The 19,217-nt window shown below is 30.9% G+C and carries 15 protein-coding genes; 3 read left to right on the top strand and 12 right to left on the bottom strand.

Translation table 11 applies throughout. The features are described from left to right. Positions 1-3: 3 nt before the first annotated feature. Both MTX13_RS12965 and MTX13_RS12960 read right to left on the bottom strand, forming a co-directional pair. On the bottom strand, positions 4-1,749 hold the full coding sequence (locus MTX13_RS12965) for a polysaccharide biosynthesis protein (RefSeq protein WP_250436339.1): 1,746 nt from the start codon (positions 1,747-1,749) through the stop codon (positions 4-6). 142 nt (positions 1,750-1,891) lie between these two features. Beyond that, positions 1,892-3,013 (bottom strand): DegT/DnrJ/EryC1/StrS family aminotransferase, encoded by a 1,122-nt coding sequence (locus tag MTX13_RS12960; protein WP_250436337.1) that lies wholly within the window; start codon positions 3,011-3,013, stop codon positions 1,892-1,894. A 380-nt stretch (positions 3,014-3,393) separates the two neighbouring features. Here MTX13_RS12960 and MTX13_RS12955 point away from each other — a divergent pair, with 380 nt between their 5' ends. Together MTX13_RS12955 and MTX13_RS12950 are read left to right on the top strand one after the other, a co-directional pair. Further along, the gene (locus MTX13_RS12955; RefSeq protein WP_250436336.1) at positions 3,394-4,635 is read left to right on the top strand and encodes a GNAT family N-acetyltransferase; all 1,242 of its coding nucleotides are present in this window, start codon (positions 3,394-3,396) and stop codon (positions 4,633-4,635) included. Beyond that, positions 4,625-5,863, top strand: coding sequence for a GNAT family N-acetyltransferase (locus MTX13_RS12950; protein ID WP_250436334.1), 1,239 nt, complete (start codon positions 4,625-4,627; stop codon positions 5,861-5,863). The genes MTX13_RS12955 and MTX13_RS12950 overlap by 11 nt, the downstream gene beginning before the upstream one ends. Here MTX13_RS12950 and MTX13_RS12945 read toward each other — a convergent pair. Genes MTX13_RS12945 through MTX13_RS12930 form a run of 4 tightly spaced genes read right to left on the bottom strand, consistent with a single transcriptional unit; the run spans position 5,856 to position 9,734 of the window. Further along, entirely contained in the window at positions 5,856-6,845 is a 990-nt protein-coding gene (locus tag MTX13_RS12945; protein WP_250436326.1) for a polysaccharide deacetylase family protein, read from the bottom strand. The genes MTX13_RS12950 and MTX13_RS12945 overlap by 8 nt on opposite strands. Next, positions 6,845-7,435, bottom strand: a complete 591-nt coding sequence (locus tag MTX13_RS12940) for a sugar transferase (RefSeq protein WP_250436312.1) — start codon at positions 7,433-7,435, stop codon at positions 6,845-6,847. The genes MTX13_RS12945 and MTX13_RS12940 overlap by 1 nt, the downstream gene beginning before the upstream one ends. Next, positions 7,432-8,640: a DegT/DnrJ/EryC1/StrS family aminotransferase gene (locus MTX13_RS12935; protein ID WP_250436310.1), complete on the bottom strand. Its 1,209-nt coding sequence runs from the start codon at positions 8,638-8,640 to the stop codon at positions 7,432-7,434. The genes MTX13_RS12940 and MTX13_RS12935 overlap by 4 nt, the downstream gene beginning before the upstream one ends. Before the next feature lie 8 nt (positions 8,641-8,648). Then, positions 8,649-9,734, bottom strand: a complete 1,086-nt coding sequence (locus tag MTX13_RS12930) for a glycosyltransferase (protein WP_250436308.1) — start codon at positions 9,732-9,734, stop codon at positions 8,649-8,651. A gap of 83 nt (positions 9,735-9,817) precedes the next feature. On the opposite strand from MTX13_RS12930, the gene MTX13_RS12925 reads away from it, so the two are divergent. After that, entirely contained in the window at positions 9,818-10,768 is a 951-nt protein-coding gene (locus MTX13_RS12925; protein WP_250436306.1) for an ATP-grasp fold amidoligase family protein, read from the top strand. On the opposite strand, the gene asnB (MTX13_RS12920) is transcribed toward MTX13_RS12925, so the two are convergent. From asnB (MTX13_RS12920) to murJ, 6 genes are read right to left on the bottom strand one after another with little or no spacing between them, the layout of a single operon-like run. After that, a complete protein-coding gene (gene asnB / locus MTX13_RS12920) occupies positions 10,758-12,644 on the bottom strand; it encodes an asparagine synthase (glutamine-hydrolyzing) (protein WP_250436305.1) in 1,887 nt (628 codons plus the stop codon). The genes MTX13_RS12925 and asnB (MTX13_RS12920) overlap by 11 nt on opposite strands. 5 nt (positions 12,645-12,649) lie before the next feature. Further along, positions 12,650-13,807 (bottom strand): glycosyltransferase, encoded by a 1,158-nt coding sequence (locus MTX13_RS12915; protein ID WP_250436302.1) that lies wholly within the window; start codon positions 13,805-13,807, stop codon positions 12,650-12,652. Then, on the bottom strand, positions 13,807-14,895 hold the full coding sequence (locus MTX13_RS12910) for a glycosyltransferase (protein WP_250436293.1): 1,089 nt from the start codon (positions 14,893-14,895) through the stop codon (positions 13,807-13,809). Before MTX13_RS12910 ends, MTX13_RS12915 begins: the two co-directional genes overlap by 1 nt. Beyond that, positions 14,895-16,745 carry an asparagine synthase (glutamine-hydrolyzing) gene (asnB, locus tag MTX13_RS12905; RefSeq protein ID WP_250436291.1) on the bottom strand — a complete coding sequence of 617 codons (1,851 nt, stop codon included), beginning with the start codon at positions 16,743-16,745 and terminating at the stop codon, positions 14,895-14,897. The genes MTX13_RS12910 and asnB (MTX13_RS12905) overlap by 1 nt, the downstream gene beginning before the upstream one ends. Before the next feature lie 3 nt (positions 16,746-16,748). Next, a complete protein-coding gene (locus MTX13_RS12900; protein WP_250436289.1) occupies positions 16,749-17,864 on the bottom strand; it encodes an O-antigen ligase family protein in 1,116 nt (371 codons plus the stop codon). Continuing rightward, entirely contained in the window at positions 17,864-19,204 is a 1,341-nt protein-coding gene (murJ, locus tag MTX13_RS12895; protein WP_250436287.1) for a murein biosynthesis integral membrane protein MurJ, read from the bottom strand. The genes MTX13_RS12900 and murJ overlap by 1 nt, the downstream gene beginning before the upstream one ends. Positions 19,205-19,217 lie beyond the last annotated feature (13 nt).

Genomic DNA, 19,217 nt, shown 5'->3' with positions numbered 1-19,217 from the left:
ATGTTAGTTTAAAACGTCGTATGTTGAGTTATTTGGGTTGTATTCTTCTACTATGTTTTTAATTTTTGATACAATTTCTATATTTTGAGTGTTAGAACCAAGTAAACATAATTCTTTTATATTTCTTTCAACGTTTTCTATATCAATAGGTTTGCATTTGGCTATCATGATTTTCTCGTTATAAGTAGGCTTGGTATTTTCACCATCAATCAATAATTCCTCATAGATTTTTTCACCTGGTCGTAGACCAATAATTTTAATATCTATATCCTCTGGATACTTAAGACCCGAAAGCGTAATCATGTTTAAAGCGAGATCAAAAATTTTAATGGGCTTGCCCATATCAAACACAAATATTTCGTGTCCTAATCCCATGGCAGCTGCTTCTAAAACTAAAAGACTTGCTTCTGGTATGGTCATAAAATATCGAATAATATCTTTATGCGTTACAGTTATAGGGCCACCAGATTCAATTTGACTTTTAAATAATGGTATTACCGAACCATTTGAGCCTAGAACATTTCCAAAACGAGTTATTATAAATTTCGTTTTTACATTATTTAAATTCTTTTGGCAGCAAACAATCATTTCAGCAATGCGTTTTGTTGCTCCCATTACATTTGTTGGGTTTACAGCTTTGTCAGTTGAAATAAGAATAAATTTATCTGAACCATATTTAACTGAAAGGTTGACAATATTTTTTGTGCCTCTTACATTAACGCTAACAGCTTCAAAGGGGTTTTGTTCCATTAATGGAACGTGTTTATATGCAGCTGCATGAAAAATTATTTGAGGTTTGTATGTGTTAAAAATATTATCCAATCGCACGTTGTTTCTAATATCACTAACAATGGCAGTTACATTTTTAATGTTGTTTCTAATTAATTCTTGTTGAATATTGTACAGTGGCGATTCAGCATTGTCTATTAATATTAATTTTTTAAAATTAAAAAAGCTTAATTTTCTAACCAATTCGCTACCAATAGAACCTGCAGCACCTGTAACTAATATGGTTTTTCCATTATACTCATCACTTAAAATTGGATTTTCAATGTTAATAGGTTCTCTTCCTAGTAAGTCTTCAATTTTAATGTCTTTAATCTGCCCAACACTCAAGTCGCCATCAATCCATTCTTGAACTGCTGGTACAATTTTCACTTTTAGTCCTAAAGCAAAAAGACTACTTGTTATCTGCAATAATCTGTTAGAGTTGATGTTTTGAATTGATATAATAACATCATCAATGCCATGTTTTTTTATGAATTCATTTGTGATTTTCGATGGATGATAAACGTTTAATAAGTTGATTTTTTTACCAACTTTTCTTTCGTTATCATCTATAAAACCAAAAACTTCAGCGGTGCTTTTAGCATCATTTACTAATGCATTATAAGTAATCATTCCCGAATCACCAGCACCATATATAAGAACAGTGCTTTTTATGTTATAATCAGTTACTAGACTTCTGTAAATTGATTTGATAAAGAATTTAGAACCAATTAAAAAGAAAATATTCAATAACAAATGAATATATATAATGGATCCAGGTATATCAAAAACGTTATTGAATTGAAACTTTCGACTCATAAAAGTCGAAATAATTAATATGGTTGCCAATATGTTTACGCCAATAATTAAATTAACAACATCTTTGAACCCTGTAAAACGAACAACTCCTTTATGGGAACTAACAATAAGAAAACTAACCACCGTTGCTATTAAAACAAATGGAATTTGCTTTAAAAACATGAAGAAATCAAAATTAATTTGAAAGTTGTACCGTATTAAATAGGCTAAAAAGAAAGTGAAAGCTACAATGCATGAATCGAAAAGCAGTACGAGCCATTTAGACGCATAGCGATTAGATAACTTTCTTAATATGGTATATAGCCTATCCAAAATAACTTTTTATTATAGATGTTATACGCTCTAAATCGGTTTCAGTTAAACCAGAACCACTTGGTAAACAAAGTCCTTTTTTATACAATTCTTCAGAAACACCATTTATATAACTAGGATGGTTATTGTAAATTTCTTGTAAATGCATAGGTTTCCAAGAGGGTCTAGACTCTATATTATTCTCGTTCAGAATATTCATAATGTCATTTCGCATAGTTTCAGTTTCTAAAAGAATACAGCTTAACCATCTATTGGAAAAATAATCTTCCGGCTCTTGTAAAAATGATATAGAGTTGATATGCTTTAGTTGTTGGTAATAATAATTGTAAATTTTGCGCCTGGCACTAATACGTTTATTCAATACTTTCATTTGGCCTCTACCAATTCCAGCAATAATATTTGACATGCGATAATTATACCCAATGGTTTTATGACTATAATCAAGACCGCTTTCTTTAGCTTGAGTAGCAAGAAAAATGGCTTTTTCCTTATTGGTTTGGTCTCTAGATATTAAGGCACCGCCACCTGAAGTAGTAATTATCTTGTTTCCATTAAAAGATAAAACCGAATAATCCCCAAAAGTACCACATGGCTGATTGTTATATGAACTACCTAAAGCTTCAGCACTATCCTCTATAACAGGAATGTTATAGTCTTTAGCAATAGTGTGTATGCGTTTAACATTGTATGGCATGCCATATAAATTAATAGCAATAATAGCTTTTGGTTTCTTACCTTGTTTTATTCGGTCTTGTAATGCTTTTTCCAACAAATCAGGACACATATTCCATGTTTCAGTCTCACTATCAATAAAAATTGGTTTAGCTCCTACGTAATTAACTGGATTTACAGAAGCTACAAACGTTTTTGTTTGACAGATAACCTCATCGTTCTTACCAACATCGAGCAAAACTAAAGCCAAATGTATGGCAGCTGTCCCAGAGCTTAACGCGGTGGCATAAGAACTTGATTTTAAATAGTTTTCCAAATCACTTTCAAACCCATTAACATTAGGACCTACAGGAGCTACCCAATTGGTTTTAAAAGCTTCGTTTATGAATTCTTGCTCATATCCACTCATGTGCGGAGCAGACAAATATATTTTTGAATTCATGTTTGAAGCCTGTTTTGCCATAGTAAATATCAAAGTTTAAATAGTCTTGTTCAAATAAATACGATAAATAACTAATTTCTACGTTTTTTGATTTTCAATGTTTAAATGTATTGATTTAATCGTTTTTTATACACATTTAATCGTTCAAAATTAAATTCTAAATCGTGATAAAAAGCTATTATTAGCTGATATTTCTATTATTAAGGGAAGTAAAATGTTTTAACCGAATACAATAAGTAAATATACAAAAAAGAAATATTGCAGAAATGTATCTTAAAACTGACCGTTCATATTGTTTTTTTTTACATACAACTAAAAAAATATATTCCTCTAAAATATGTTGTTTTAAAAGACTAATTTTAACAATAAAATGCTAAAAAATGATTCAAAATCCATTTGCCACACCATCTTTTGAGAAGATATGGTCAAAGCATTTTAACCAATCAAAGAAAGCCTTGAAATTTGATTTTTTAAATCAAATTTTATTTGCTAAGCATAATACATTGCCAATTTATTATAATGTAGGCAACAAGCTTACCAATGGTAATTTTTATAGTTTGTCAGATAGAGCTATTGATTATAGAAACAAAACACTCTTAATACGTGATGTGCCTTCGTATCATAAGATTGAAGATTTAGGGTTAGGGAATTTAAGACTTAAGCCAATATTTCAGTATAAGGGTTATACAACAAAAATTAGTGATTATAATTCTTTGGATGAGTATTTACGAACCATATACAAATCCAATACCAGATCCAAATTAAGAAGAAACGTTAATAGATTAGAGGCCTGTTTTAATGTAGAATATGTTATGTACTATGGTGATATTTCAGAACCTGTTTACCATTCTGTTTTTACGACCTTTTACAAGCTATTCGAAAAACGCTACACAGATAAAGGGGAGCCATGTGGAGAATTAGACCCAAAGGTTTGGTCATATTATACAGAACTAGGCCTTACCTTGATTAACGAAAAAAAAGCTTCACTATTTGTTATTTATTGTAATCAAGTACCTGTTGGTATTACATTTAGTTATCACATAGGTGATATTTTAATTGAAGCGCTTACGGTCTTTGATATTGATTTTTACAGGTTTAATATAGGTCATACCACTATTTTAAAAATGCTGGAGTGGAGTTTTGAAAACAATATTAGATTGTTTGATTATACCCAAGGTAATTTTGAATACAAAAAGCGTTGGAGTGATAGTGAGTATGACACGTATTATCACTTACTGTATGATTCTAAATCTTTAAAAAGTAGAGCTTTAACCAATAGTATGGTTGTTTATTTTAATAGTAAGAGAAAGTTTAGGGAATGGAAGATTAATGCAAAATATCATAGTTTGATGCATAAAATTTTTGGAGATAAAACTAATGCCAGTTCAGATAAATCTATATTTCAAATTGAAAAGCTTAAAAATAAAGATATGGAAACCGATACTTTAAGTCATATTGATATTAATGGAAATGGTCTTGATAACTTGAGAAGAACTTTGTATGACTATCTATATATGAACCCAGAAAAAGTCAGCAATTTTAAATTTTACGAATTAAATGACAGCACTTATTTTGCTGAGAGTGAAACGAGCTTGTTAAAAATAACTAAAGATGATAAATAATCCATTTACATCTAAAATATATGAATTAACGTGGTTAAAACACTTTTCAAGGCATAAAGAAGGTGTTGCCTTTAACTATGTTGATGGATTAAAGTTCTATAAGCATTCTTTTTTACCATATTTTATAAATGTTGGGAGGAATTCTACTAATGGAATAACATATGCCCTCGATCATGATGCCAGAGACTTTAAGAATAAAACATTATTAATTTATGATGTTCCTAGTTATTTTAAAATTGAGCCTCCAATTGAGGGCAGTCCAATTGAACTATATGAAATACAGCAATATAAAGGATATTTAGCCGATTTTGAGGGTGTTGAAAATCTAGAAAGCTATTTATTAAAAGAACTCAATACTAAATCTCGAAACAAGTTTAGAAGTGCCTTAAGAAAATTTGAAGCGTGTTTTGATGTTGAATATAATATTTACAAAGATTTTATTTCAAAAGAAGATTACAGTAATGTAATGAAAGACTTTAAGGACATCATAACAAGACGCTTTGAAACCCTAAAGTTAGATACCAATTTAATTACTGAATGGCCTTTTTACACCGAATTGATATATAATATGATACTTGACGAAAAAGCCATTTTAGTTTCCATAAAAGCTAACGGCAAACCTGTTTCTATGTCATTGGCATTTTTAGGAAGCGTGTCATTAGTGGGAGCTATTAAAGCTTTTGATTCAGATTTTTATAAGTTCAATGTTGGCCATATTGAGATTAGTAAATTAATTGAGTTTTGTTTACAAAACAATTTAAGATATTTTGATTTTTCTAAAGGAACATATAAATACAAGGATAGATGGACTAATAGCGAGTACAACTATAATTGCCATATTTTATACGATAGTTCAAGTTTCACCAGCCGTATGACGGCCAAATTGTTGGCTTGCTTTTTTAATTTTAAACAGTATTTAAGGGATAAGAATTTTAATTTGTTTTTAGTTAAATTGAAGTTTAAGCTTAAGCATCTAATAGTTTGCCCAAGCAATAAGCGACAGTTTGAGCTAAAGTCTATTAATAACCTAGATGGTATTGATAATTTATTGCAGGTTAATATAGAAGAAGAATGTATTAAGTATCCTTTTCTTAATCGAATAATTTATGACGGCCTTTTTAAAAAACCAGAGCCTTTTAAAAATTTAAAGGTTTACAAGTTGGGAGATAGTGAACCAACTTATTATGTGGTTGGAAAAGCTTCTAGTTATGCTATAGAGATTATTTAGTATTAACAATCGATGCTAATTCAGACATGGTTAGACTATTAAAACGGTAATCTTTTTTTAAGGTCATAAAGTGTTTGAAAATGGCTTCTAAATTATTGAAGTTTTCTTCAATGTTAGCTCCAAAATTATGTGGATGCCACCACATATGATATATTTCGTTATGTTTTGCGGCATACGTTAAGCCTTTTTTTACTCTATTAATTCTTCGTGGCTCTAGAACTTTTAATGGCTTGGAATACGGTCTGAAAAATTTGCTTGATGGGATGTTTAAAACACCGTGTATGTATTTTATACTTGACAAAGGGTAGGTGTTGTAACCCGATAAATTAAAATAAGCATCCATCAAACGAAACATTTTATGGGATGGACGCTCAAGCCTATTTGTATCTGTCGTATCAAACATCCAATGATTTTCTGTTCCCCTGTAATTGGTTATACCATGTTTAAAGCAAACACTTAAGTAATCTTCATTAATTTGATTTCTTGGAAATACAATACTTTTAAATGTAATGTCTTTTTGTTTTGCAATAGCTATTGCCGCCAATAAATCACTTTCAAATTGCTCGATGGTTTGTCCAGTTTCATTAACGTAAAAATGGCTAAAAGTATGTGTGGCTATTTCGTGGTTTTTATTGGAGTTAATTAAATCTATTAAGTTGGGAGCATAGTGGTATTGTTTAAAATTTTCTTCCTCTTCAAAGCTTTCAATATAACTGTATGGATTAAAAATGGTGTTTTGATAGGTAGGCTTAAGACTAGGAGCAAAGCTTAATAGCTCCGCTTTATTCTTGGCGAACAAAAAACCAATTGTTGCAAAACTTAATTTTACATCATATTTATCAGCTAATTCTAAAAGCCTTGGAATAACTTTTTGAACATTTAATAAATTTTCTTTGTAAACAGATTTTGTTTTAACATCTCTTACTCCCCAAAATAATTCGAAGTCTAAAGAAATTAATAAATATCCATTTTCGGTGGGCATTAACTAATAATTGTTTTAATGGTTTTAAAAATAATTCTAATATCTACTAGAATACTATGATTATCTATATACTGCTTATTCAAGGCTATCTTTCTTGGCATTATTTCATTAATATATAATTCTTCAGGTTTTTTAGCTGTTTTCAATAATTCGGCTTCGTCTCTAAAAACAATAGATGCATAATCCGTAATGCCAGGTTTTACAGTTAGTATTTCTAAATCAGATTTAGAATATAAACTCACGTATTTCCTTACTTCTGGTCTAGGTCCAACAAAACTCATATTCCCAATAATAACATTTATTAACTGTGGAAGTTCATCTAGCTTGTATTTTCTTAAAAAATAGCCTGTTTTTGTAACTCTGGGATCTCTATCTCCAACAGTCAACAAGCCTTTCTTGTCTGAACCTACAAACATGGTTCTAAACTTAAATATTTTAAAATCTGTGCTATTATGCCCAACTCGAACTTGTTTGTAGAAAACAGGCCCTTTGGATTCTAATTTTAGGAGAATTGCTATTAGCAGGAGTAAAGGTAATAATAATATTAAACCTAAAGCAGAAAAAATGATATCAAATAAACGTTTTATCATAATTGAGCTAATACTGCACTTTCAATAGTGTCTACTATATAGTGTAACTCATCATCAGTTAGTTGTGGATAAATAGGTAGTGATATTTCGCATTTGTAATTTTTATACGCATTGGGATAATCGGTTATAGAAAAGCCCATATCCTTAAAAAGACTCAAAAGTGGTAAGGGTTGGAAATGAACATTTACAGCTACGCCTTTTTGAGAAACCGTATTAATTATACTATCACGTTGCTCTTCAGTAATTCCGTTAATTCGTAAAGCATATAAATGACAAGATGAAAGTTTATCTTGGTTTTTATAAGGTGGAATAATGGCCCAAGCTTTTGATTCAAAGAAAGTTTGATAAAACGTATAAATTTTAGCGCGCTTTTTTAGAATAAATTCAAAATAGTCCGGTAGCTGTGCCAAGCCAATAGCCGCCAAAACATCAGGCATATTAATTTTTAATCCAGGATAAATAATATCGTATTTCCAACCACCAGCTTTAGATTTTGTAAAAGCATCTTTGGTTTGCCCATTTAATGCATAACAACGCAAATAGGCATACTCATCATTGTTGCTGAAAGCATCCTTTGGCAGATTTAAGCATACAACACCGCCTTCTGCAGTTGTTACATTTTTTACCGCATGAAATGAAAATACGCATATATCTGAAGTTGTTCCAACATATTTTTCTTTATATTTTGCTCCTATAGCATGTGCAGAATCTGATAAAACCAATATTCTATTTAGCTTTTTTTGGTTATTATTTTGCGGAGTAAAAAGATTACTTTTTTGTTTCGCTAGTGCGATAATGTCATCGTAATCACAAGGCCACCCAGCAATGTCAACTGGAATAATAGCTTTGGTTTTTTTAGTAATAGCATTTTCAATTGCTGAAACCGAAATATTAAAATCATCATTAACATCAACCATGACAGGTGTAGCGCCAACATGAACAACTGCAAGTGCTGTAGCTGCATAGGTATATGCGGGAATAATAACTTCATCACCAGGTCCAATACCATACCACTTTAAAGCTAAAATTAATCCGGAAGTAGCAGAGTTTACACATAATGAATTTGGAACTCCAATATATTCGCAAACTAGCTCCTCAAGTCTTTTTACTTTAGGGCCAGTTGTGATCCATCCTGACTTTAAAGCATCAGTCACTTCGTTAATTACAGCATCATTTATATAGGGAGGCGAAAAAGGAATTTTCATTTTTTTATCTAATTAATAGCATCATCAAAGATAGCTATATATTGTTTAGATACATTCTCGATACTATACGTTTCAACCTTTTTTAATGCATTTTCAACTAATTGTTCAGATAATATCGCATTAGTTGCAATTTCAATCATGCATTCTGCAAGAGCTTGAGAATCTTGTGCTTCGACTAAAAGCGCATCTTTTTGATGTGTAACAAAGTCTCTTACACCAGTTACATTTGTCGATACAATAGGAAGCCCAACAGCTGCAGCTTCAAGAAGTACTCTAGAAAAGCCTTCTCGAAAGGTAGGTAATACAAAGGCATCAGATTTTAGAAGTAATTCTACAATATCAGTTCGGGCTCCTAAAACACTAACAATATCGTTGTATGAATCTAATATCTGTTTATTTAATTTTTTAGAATCTTCTTCTAAAGGTCCTACTAATAGAAATTTGAAATCAAAATTTTTGTCAATACAAATTTTTGCAGCTTCAAGATAATTTATTATGCCTTTTTCGTAAACCAATCTGGCTACACATATAAAAGTAAAGGGGTTTTGCTTTCTTATTGCCTTAACTTTAAATTTAGTTAAATCTATGCCACTGCTATAAATTAATTCGCAGTTTTCCTTTTTTACAAGGTTGTTTTTTAAATATAACTCATGATCATCTAAATTTTGAAAAACAGTTTTAAAAACACGGTTTTTTACTTTTTTGTGAAGTAATTTATACACAAGTCTTAATACGGAACTCGATAGACTGTTAGACATAAACAATGTTCCTAATCCAGTAATGGTTCTAGTTATGGGTACATTATTATTTTTAAGTGCTAAAGGCACTAAAAAGGCTGGTTTAGTGTCAAAAGTATGAATGATGTCAAACGGATTTTTATTAAAATAATTTTGCAACCATTTTATGGTTTTATAATCTGAAATAGGAGAGAAGTGCCTAACTAAATTATAAGTGCAATAAGTAATAGATGATGGGAATTGCTCGATGCTGGTTCCAATTATGGTTACCTGATACCCTGCCTGAATCAAATGTTTTGATAAGGGTATGCGTTTGTGTACATCTTCACCACCAACAAAACAAATTTTTTTAGCCATAAATAAAATTTAGACTAATATATTATAAGTTAAGCGTTTTATGAAAATTTGTTTTAATTTACAATCAGTTAAATTATTAAAGAATGCTGAAGGTAGTTAAGTATTTATACCGTAATACTTCTCTTGGAAAAACAATCATTAATGCTTTTTTTGAAATGCGAAAGTATTTTAAAATCCATTTCATGGATGAAAAAAAGTATGTAATTAACCAGTATAAAGCTAGTTTTAAAAGATTACCAGATTTAGATAACCCTAAAACATTAAATGAAAAAATACTTTGGTTAAAACTGCATGATCGTACAGATTTGCATACAAAATGCGCAGATAAATTACTGGTTAGAAGTTATGTAGAGCGTGTTATTGGTTCTAAATATTTAATTCCGCTTTATTACCACAGCTCTAATATTAATAACCTAAAACCAGAAAATTTTCCCAACGACAAACCTTATATTATAAAAACCAATCACAATAGTTCAGGAGGTTTTATAGTTTTAGATTCGCAGTCAGTTGATTGGAATTTGATTAGAAAAAAAATAAAAAAACTACTAAAGCAAAATTATTATTTAGAGAGTAAAGAGTGGCAGTACAAAAATATTGTTCCAGCTTTTTTAGCAGAAAAATTGCTGAAAGACGAAAAAGGCGAGTTGCCATTTGATTATAAATTTCATTGTTTTAATGGTAGGGTAGAAACCATTCAAGTTGATTTAGATAGGTTTTCTGACCATAGGCGTAATTTTTATGACCGTAACTGGAATTTAATGCCATTTACGTGGTCGCAATGGAAAAATAACAAGCCGCTTTGGCCAAATGGCTCTGATATTGATAAGCCAGCAAATTTTCAGTTAATGATGGAATTGGCTGAACAATTGGCCAAGCCATTTGAATATGTTAGAATCGACTTGTATAATGTTGATGGAGCCATCTATTTTGGTGAAATTACATTCCACCATGGTGGTGGTTGTGAGCGTATCTATCCCGAATCTTGGGATTTGGAGCTAGGCTCCAAAATAGATTTAAGTAAACTTATTCGTTAAGATACGTATTTTTATACCACTTTTGGAATGTGAAGAATGTCCATACTTTATAACTGTTATCTAATTTCCCAGTTATATGTTCATTAACTATTTTCTGAATATAATCTGTATTGAAAATGCCTTGCAATTCTAAAAAAACCGTTTCTGTGTAACTTTGTAGTTCTTTTTTTAATATTGAGCGAAGCCAGTCGCCAACTGGAACAATGAATCCTTTTTTAGATTTATCAAGAAAACCTTCAGGGAATTCATGTTTAAAAGCTTCCTTTAAAAGATGTTTTTTGCTCCAGCCATTTAGCAAAAACGATTCGGGTAAACTATTTGAAAATTCCCATAATGATTTGTTTAAAAAAGGAGCACGACACTCCAACGAGTTAAGCATGCTCGTTCTGTCTACTTTAACAAGCATATCGCCTTCTAGGCTAATATGCCTATCAATTTCACGAAAATCATGTAAAGTTATGGCTTTAGGCAAGTTTGACTTAAAGTATTGAAACGGGTTATTAATATGAAATTTAGAATTAATAAGTTGAGACAATTCACCGTCAAATCCCAACGATATAATGTTCCAATAATTATCGCCTTTATAATCTATGGCATTAATAAACTTTTTAGCTTTAAAGCGCTTGCCACGGTTGTCATCATGTGTCACTAACAATGAATTGGCTAACGGCTTAAAGGCTTTATGCACAAATTCAGGGACCCATTTGGTATAACTCGTATTAAGTTTACCCATATAATATTTATTATAACCACCAAACACTTCGTCACCACCATCACCAGTTAAAGCTACTTTAACAAAATCGCTAGTTTTTTTAGAAACCAAATAAGTAGGTAATGCCGATGAATCAGCAAATGGTTCATCAAAGTTTAGAAGTATATCTGTAATATGTGATTCAATATCTTTTTCTGATATAATAAATTCATGATGGTTGCTTCCAATAAGATTGGCCACTAACTTGGATTTATCGGTTTCATCAAATGATTTTTTATTAAAGCCAATAGAGAAGGTGTCAATTTTTTGAGACGATAATTTCGAAAGACCAAGACTTACTATAGATGAATCGACTCCTCCAGAGAGGAAAGTTCCAATAGGTACATCACTTACAGACCGGCTTTCTATACTGTTTAAAACAAGCTTGTTTAGTTTAGATTTAGCAGCATCAAATGTCATATCTGATGATTCCGATTGTAGCTTGTGAATTTCAGATGTTTTGTAATAATGCGAATTTAAATCGAATGAAATAAAATGATTGGCTTCTAACTTGTAAATATTATCATATATCGTATAAGGCGCTGGTATGTATGTTAGTTTGAAGAATAAGTTTAAACCTGTTATGGATATTTTAGGTTTATAATTTAAGCCTTGAATAATTGATTTTAATTCAGAAGCCCAATAAAATTCATCGTTCTTTGAATAATAGTATAAGGGTTTTTCACCAAAAAAATCTCGAGCAATAAATACCTTATTTATATTTGTATCCAGTATACTAAAGGCATACATGCCATCTAGTAATCTAAATGATTCTGTACCATGTTTTATATAGAGCTTCAGAATAACTTCGGTATCACTTTGGGTTTTAAATTGCACGCCTTCATTCATCAATTGATTGCGTAGTTCTTTGTAGTTGTAAATTTCACCATTAAATACTATTACAATAGATTTATCGTCATTATAAATAGGCTGTTTACCCGAGTTTAAATCAATTATAGATAGTCGTCGCATTGCCATGCCGATTGTACTATTATTTTGTACATGGGTAACCATACCATCATCATCTGGACCACGATGAATAATTAAATCATTCATTTTGGTTAGCGAAGTCGCAATATTTTGCTTATCCTGATTTTGACTTATTATGCCATTAATACCACACATAGAATTTATAAACTATCTATTAGGTTTTTAACATGAATACCAATATTCGATACATCGTAGGTTTTAGCTCTTTCAAAACTCAACTTGCTATACATGTTACGTTCTTCAATATTATTTTGCATATATTTTATGGCTTGAGATAAACCAACCGTATCATCAACATTTACGAGAAGCCCGTATTTAGCTTTTACAAATGAACCAGATAGGATGTTTACTTTTTCATTATCGTTAAGCAATTCCAAAGGTCCGGACATGCAATTGGTACAAATAACTGGTAAACCAACAGACATAGCTTCTAATACTACATTAGGAAAACCTTCAGTAATTGAACTCAATACAAAGCAATGCTTTTCAACTATATGGGATTTCACATTATTAACATTACCGTTAAAATGAATGCGGTCTTGAATGTCTAACTCTTTAGATAACAAATTTAAATCATCATGCAACTCACCATCTCCATAAATATCTAGAACAAAATTACTTGGGAGTAATTTAATAGCTTCAATGATACTCTTTTGGTTTTTGACTGGAATTAATCGACCAACGGTAACCACATTAAAAACGTCTTCCAAATTTTTATACGATTTTAATTTTGGTTTTCTGTTTTTGGTTAAAATGGGATTATATATTACCGATGTATCTATCTTGATGTTATAATTGGAAATCAAATCGTTATTTATGTAGATTGAGTTCGAAAACAATTTATCATTTTTATTATAAAAGAAGGGTATAAGTAATTTTGTTAAAAATGACGTTGCTTTTTGGTCGCTATACATTATTGAAGGAAAACAGCGTTCACTAATAATGGTCTTCAACTTTTTGTTGTTCATTTTAGCAATACCATTCATAATATTCTGTCTGACTAAAAAAGAAACAGCCACTTCAATATTGTGTTCTTTTAGAGCCTTTTGATATTTGAAAATAAACTTAAAGTTATCATATAGTCGTGCAAAAATATTCGTTTTAAATGTGCTTCCTGGTTTTGATAAAATTACGATTTTGGCATTTTTGTTTAGGGGTAATTTAATTTCATCATAAAGCAGAATTAGAGTTACATCAAAGTATTTTGTAAGCTCATCCAACAATAGGCTAACCACTTTTTCTGCACCTCCAAACCCAATGGCTGATACAAATAGAGCTATTTTTCTTTTTTGAGACATTAATTCTGTTTGGTTAAATTTAAAAATAAATTAGTGTATTCAGCCATGATTTTTGAACTACTGAATTTGCTTTTAACCACTTGACTCACTATAAGTGGGTTAAAGGGGAAATCATCATGGATAGCATTTAGATAACTTACAAACTCTTCAAGCGAATTAGCGATATATCCGTTTTTGCCAACCTCAATAATCTCATCCAATCCACCAACACCATCATAGGCTAAAATTGGAGTGCCAATTACAGAACTCTCAATTAGTACATTTGGAAAGCCTTCAGAATACGAACCTTGTAAAAACAAATCACTATCAGCTAGATAGTGCTCAACCTCATTTGTATATTCTATATATTGAATGGAATCAATCAGTTTTTTCTGATTGATATAATCAAAAATGGCTTCTTTTTCAGGTCCCTTCCCGATAATTGTATACTGAAACGGGTAATTCAGTTTTGATAATGCATCAATTATTCTAATATGTCCTTTTTCCTTGCTTAATCTACCAATGGTAATAAATTTGATGGGACTTGTTTTTTCTTGACTTTCAGATTTAGTTTTAAATGAGTTTGTAATGGGATTGTTGATTAATACTGTTTTAGATGCTTTAACGCTATAATTATTAATCATATCATCTCTCATATCTTTAGATTGACAAATAATACAATCAACAAGTTTATATGCGAGCACTATCATAAACTTTGGGAAAATAGATTTTGTATATGGATTGTGCTTATTTAAAACGCTTAAGACATTAGCTTCTCTGGCTACAAATTTTGTGTTCCAAAAAAGAGGAGACATAAAGGCCATCATGGTGTTTAAGTGCACTATTGAACTCACAACAATATCTGGTTTTTCTTTCTTTAAATAATTGAACAAACTTCCAAATGCCTTTAAAACTCTAGGTTTATTTAAGTACACAACATTTAGGTTCTCAACTGAATACACAGTGTCCTTTTCATAACCAGTAATTACTAGGGTGGCATTAAAAATTGATTGGTCTAGATGTGAAGCAACATACGATAATATACGTTCAGCTCCGCCAGCAGCCAAAGAAGGTAAAACAAAAACAATATGGACCTGTCTACTATGCATTATTTGATAACATATTCTTTGCCATTTTTATTTAACCATTGCTTTAAAACAAGTAATTTCCAAATTAATGGATAGCGATTCCAGCTACCATCCATGTGCTGTTTAATACGAAGTTTTACTTCATCTACATTGATGTTTGGAATTTGATTTAAACTTGAATCATTGAGTTCATCCAATACTAAATCCTTTAATTCATTTCTAAACCAATCTGAAAACGGCATGGTAAAGCCTGCTTTCGGTCGGTTAAAAAACTCTTTTGGTACAAAGTCATAAAGAATATCTTTAAGAATACGCTTTTGATTGTTTCCAGAGTATTTATAACGGGTTGGTAGTGCTCTTGCAAACTCGACAACACGATAATCCATAAGTGGAGCTCTTGCTTCTAGGGAAAAAGCCATAGATGCTCTATCAACTTTAGTGTTTATGTCACAATTTAAATAGGTTTTTAAATCAAAATCGGACATTCTTTCGTAGACGTTTTTGTTATTGTGGTTCAAATACTTGAGTTCCTTTATATTTAGAGAATCATGTTTGGTGTTAAGCCATGATAAATCTACTCCAGTTACGGAAGCTAAGTATAAACGTTCCAATGATTCATATTGTAAGCCTTTTGCAATGGTTTTAAGCTTATAATATGGCATTTTACTTAATACACTTGATCCAATATTCCGCAATGCGGAAGGCATTTTATAAATAGGACTCACTTGTTTCATCCAATGGTAACGATGATAGCCTATAAAGCTTTCATCACCAGCATCGCCGGACAGAGCAACAGTTACTTTCTCTCTTGTATATTTTGAAAGCAACATAGATGGAATAGCAGACGAATCAGCAAAAGGCTCATCGTAGTAATAATCAAAATTTTCAATTAAATCTAAACCTTCATCATAATTACACTGAATGACATGATGGTCAGTTTTTAAATGGTCTGCTACCTTTTGGGCATAAACACTTTCGTCAAACCCTTTTTCATTAAACTTAACGGAAAAAGTTTTTACTTTACTTTCTGTTGCTTTTGTTGCTAATGCAGCGACTAATGAGGAATCAATACCGCCTGACAGAAACACACCTACAGGAACATCTGCAAATAAACGCTTTGAAACGGAATCTTTTAAAATTTCGGTTAATTCAGTTTTAGCTTCTTTATAGGTGCCGTTAAATACATTCCGTCCGTTATAATCAATATCCCAATATTGGTTTATTTCTAACTTTTTTTTAGATAAATCAAATCGAAGTGAATTACCAGGTTCAAGCTTGCTTACTTCGTTAAAAATAGAATAGGGATCAGGTACAAATCCCCAAGTCAAATAATAGCTTATGGCCTTACTTGATATTGATAGGTTAGTATTGAATAATTGAATAGAGGATAGTTGACTGGCAAATTCAAACGATTCACCATTATAGTGGTAGTAAAATGGTTTTTGCCCCATTCTGTCACGTGCAGCAAATAGTAAGTCTTTGGCTTGGTCATAAATAACAAAGGCAAACATGCCATTGAGTTTGCTTACAAAAGCTTCACCATACTCTAAATATGCAGCGCATATTACTTCGGTATCACTGGTTGTTCTAAAAGTATAACCTTTTTGTTCTAATTCAGATTTTAAAATTTTGAAATTATATATTTCACCGTTAAAAACAATATTTATTCGATTGTCATAGGTAAACGGCTGGTTTGATCGTTCATCTAAATCTATAATAGAAAGTCTATTATGCCCTAGAACAATATGGTTATTCTCTCCTAAAAATTTATAATCAAGCTTGTCTGGTCCTCGAAATTTAGTACGTTCGAGTTTTAATTGAATTTGATTTTCAGTGTATTTATTTAATGTTACGCCGTATATGCCACACATAGTTTAAATTGTAATGTTGTTTTGATTGATCGTGTCTTTACCTGGTACGGTTACAGAGCTATAAAGCCAAATAGATAAAAACAAAACTATATAATTGTCAAAATAATTATGCGATACTAGTAAAAAGGTAGCTAAAGTAAATGCCATATAAGCTAATTCCTGTTGTGTTGTTATAAACCACTTACTTTTTACAAGTAAAGACAAATAAAATATTATAAGAATTATAAAAGGAATTATTCCTGATTCCCCCAAAACCATTAAGTATGTGTTGTGAACACCAGATTTAATTGAAACTTTCTGACTTTTTTTTCCTTGCATTTCTCTATACCCAACTCCAATAAGTGGATTGTTTACAAGAATATCATGGTATAATGCCCAAGTTTCATCGCGAGATGCTTTTGTAATGGTTTCTACTTCAGCATTACCACTAAATATACTTTTTAGGGCTCTAAATCTATCGGTATTTAATTGTAATGAAGACGTTCCAATAATAATTAAAAAAGCTACTGCACCTGCGAGTAGTCCTACAGAATTTTTCTTGTTTACAAAAACCGAAACAACATTTATGATTACCAATACAAGTATAAAATATCGTGACAATGTCATTATTCCTGCAATTGTAAGTACAAATTGAAAAAATAGCCGAAGATATGTTTTGTTAATAGTATAAGTAAGCACAAATCCAATTAAACATACTAAACCTGCCCTGTTAGGATTGAGGTAAAGTCCACTATAGCGTCCATAAGAATTTGGAAAAACCAGAGCATTTATTAAAACACTTGCTCCACCAATTATGAATAAAATAAGTAAGGTCCTTCTATCTGTGTTTTTGGCTAAACTAGTAGCTCCAATGATAAACACAAAATAACGAATAGCATCTTTTATAAATTCCTCGGTAATACCTGTGTAGTTAAAGCCAGAAATTGAAAAATATGTTATTCCAAGAATGAATAAAGGAATGATTAATTTATATTTTTTCTCCATAAAAAAATATACAATCAATCCTATAAACATCATTGAATTAGTAAGCGCGCCAGCAGTAGCTCCAAACACTGCCAAACTAAACGTAGGGACATTTAAAATAATTAATCCAAGTAATATGTATCTAAAAACTTTCACTAGAACGAATTAATTAATTTATGTTGCTTTCTAGTATAATTAAATAAAACCAAACTTCTCAATATTTGAAGAATTGCAGTACACAAAGCTATTCCCATTATACCGTACCACTTCATTAATATCCAATCTAAAATAACATTTAAAATAATACTTACTAGAGATACGTAGGCCATGTAGGTATTTTTATTAATACTGGTCAGAAAACGAACGACAATATTTCCACATATTGTAAATGGTAAACCAATTAAAAACATCTTTTGGACATTGGAAACAATATTAGTATCAGATTCGGAAAAATTATTGCGTTCAAAAACCAATTCAATAATGTCATTTGAAAAGATAATAAGAATGAAGGTGAGAGAAATAAGCAATATAAATAACCATTTAAGCAGTTGATATAATTTCCTATATGCTTGGTCTATATTGTCAACTGATAACTTTGAAAAATAGGGAAGTAGCACATTACCCAATGCCAACAGCAATATAGTGGTTATAAAGGCAGGTATTTTTAAGCCATAATTTAGTGCAGCAATCGAGCCTATAACCAATTGCGCAGCAAAAAACTGATCTGCAACAGGAATTAATCCGGTTAAAAATCCTGAAGATACCTTTGCGGGCACTTGTTTAAACATGGTTATTGCATTCTTGTTTTTAAAATCTGGTATGCCTAACGTTATTATGCTTTTTTTAACGGAAACAATAAGCAGAAACAAAAACTGACTAATGGCACCAATTAACATCCCAACTGCAAGAACATCCTCTTTTAGTTCATTTTGAAAACCAAACAAACAAACAAGCATGGCTATTGATGTTAAAACAGGATAGATTGTAGAATATCTGAATTCATCATATATATTAAGTAGACCGTTTAAAAAAGAGGTTAAACCCCAAAATAGGATGCATGGTAGTAAATAATAGAATTGTGACTTGATTAAATCATAATATTCAGCTGTGTGACCGCTAAAAAAAACATTTAAATACACATCAGTAAATAGAAAGGCAATAAACATGAAAACCAAAGAACTACAAATAGTGATAATAAAGCTTGTAGACTGAAAAGGACCAATGGCTTTTTGAGTCTTCTCTTCGGCAATATAATTTGGTATAAAAACCGTGTTGAAAGCATTTATAAAAACTTCATTTATGAAACCTGGCACTAACAAGGCAATATAAAAAGTATCCAATAGTTCAGATAGTCCAAATTCTCCAGCTATTACAATTTCTTTAAAAAAGCCAAAACCCTTTACAAAAATGGATAAAGCACCTACTGTTATAATATTTATAATCGTAGGATTCTTTTTTAAAGAATTAAAAGTTGATATGAGTTTTTGTCCTTTCACTTTGGTTAATTTT

This window comes from Hanstruepera flava (assembly GCF_023634025.1).
GTDB classification, from domain to species: Bacteria; Bacteroidota; Bacteroidia; order Flavobacteriales; family Flavobacteriaceae; genus Hanstruepera; species Hanstruepera flava.
Note: the sequence above shows the minus strand (reverse complement) of the source record. Positions and strands in the feature narration are given on the sequence as shown.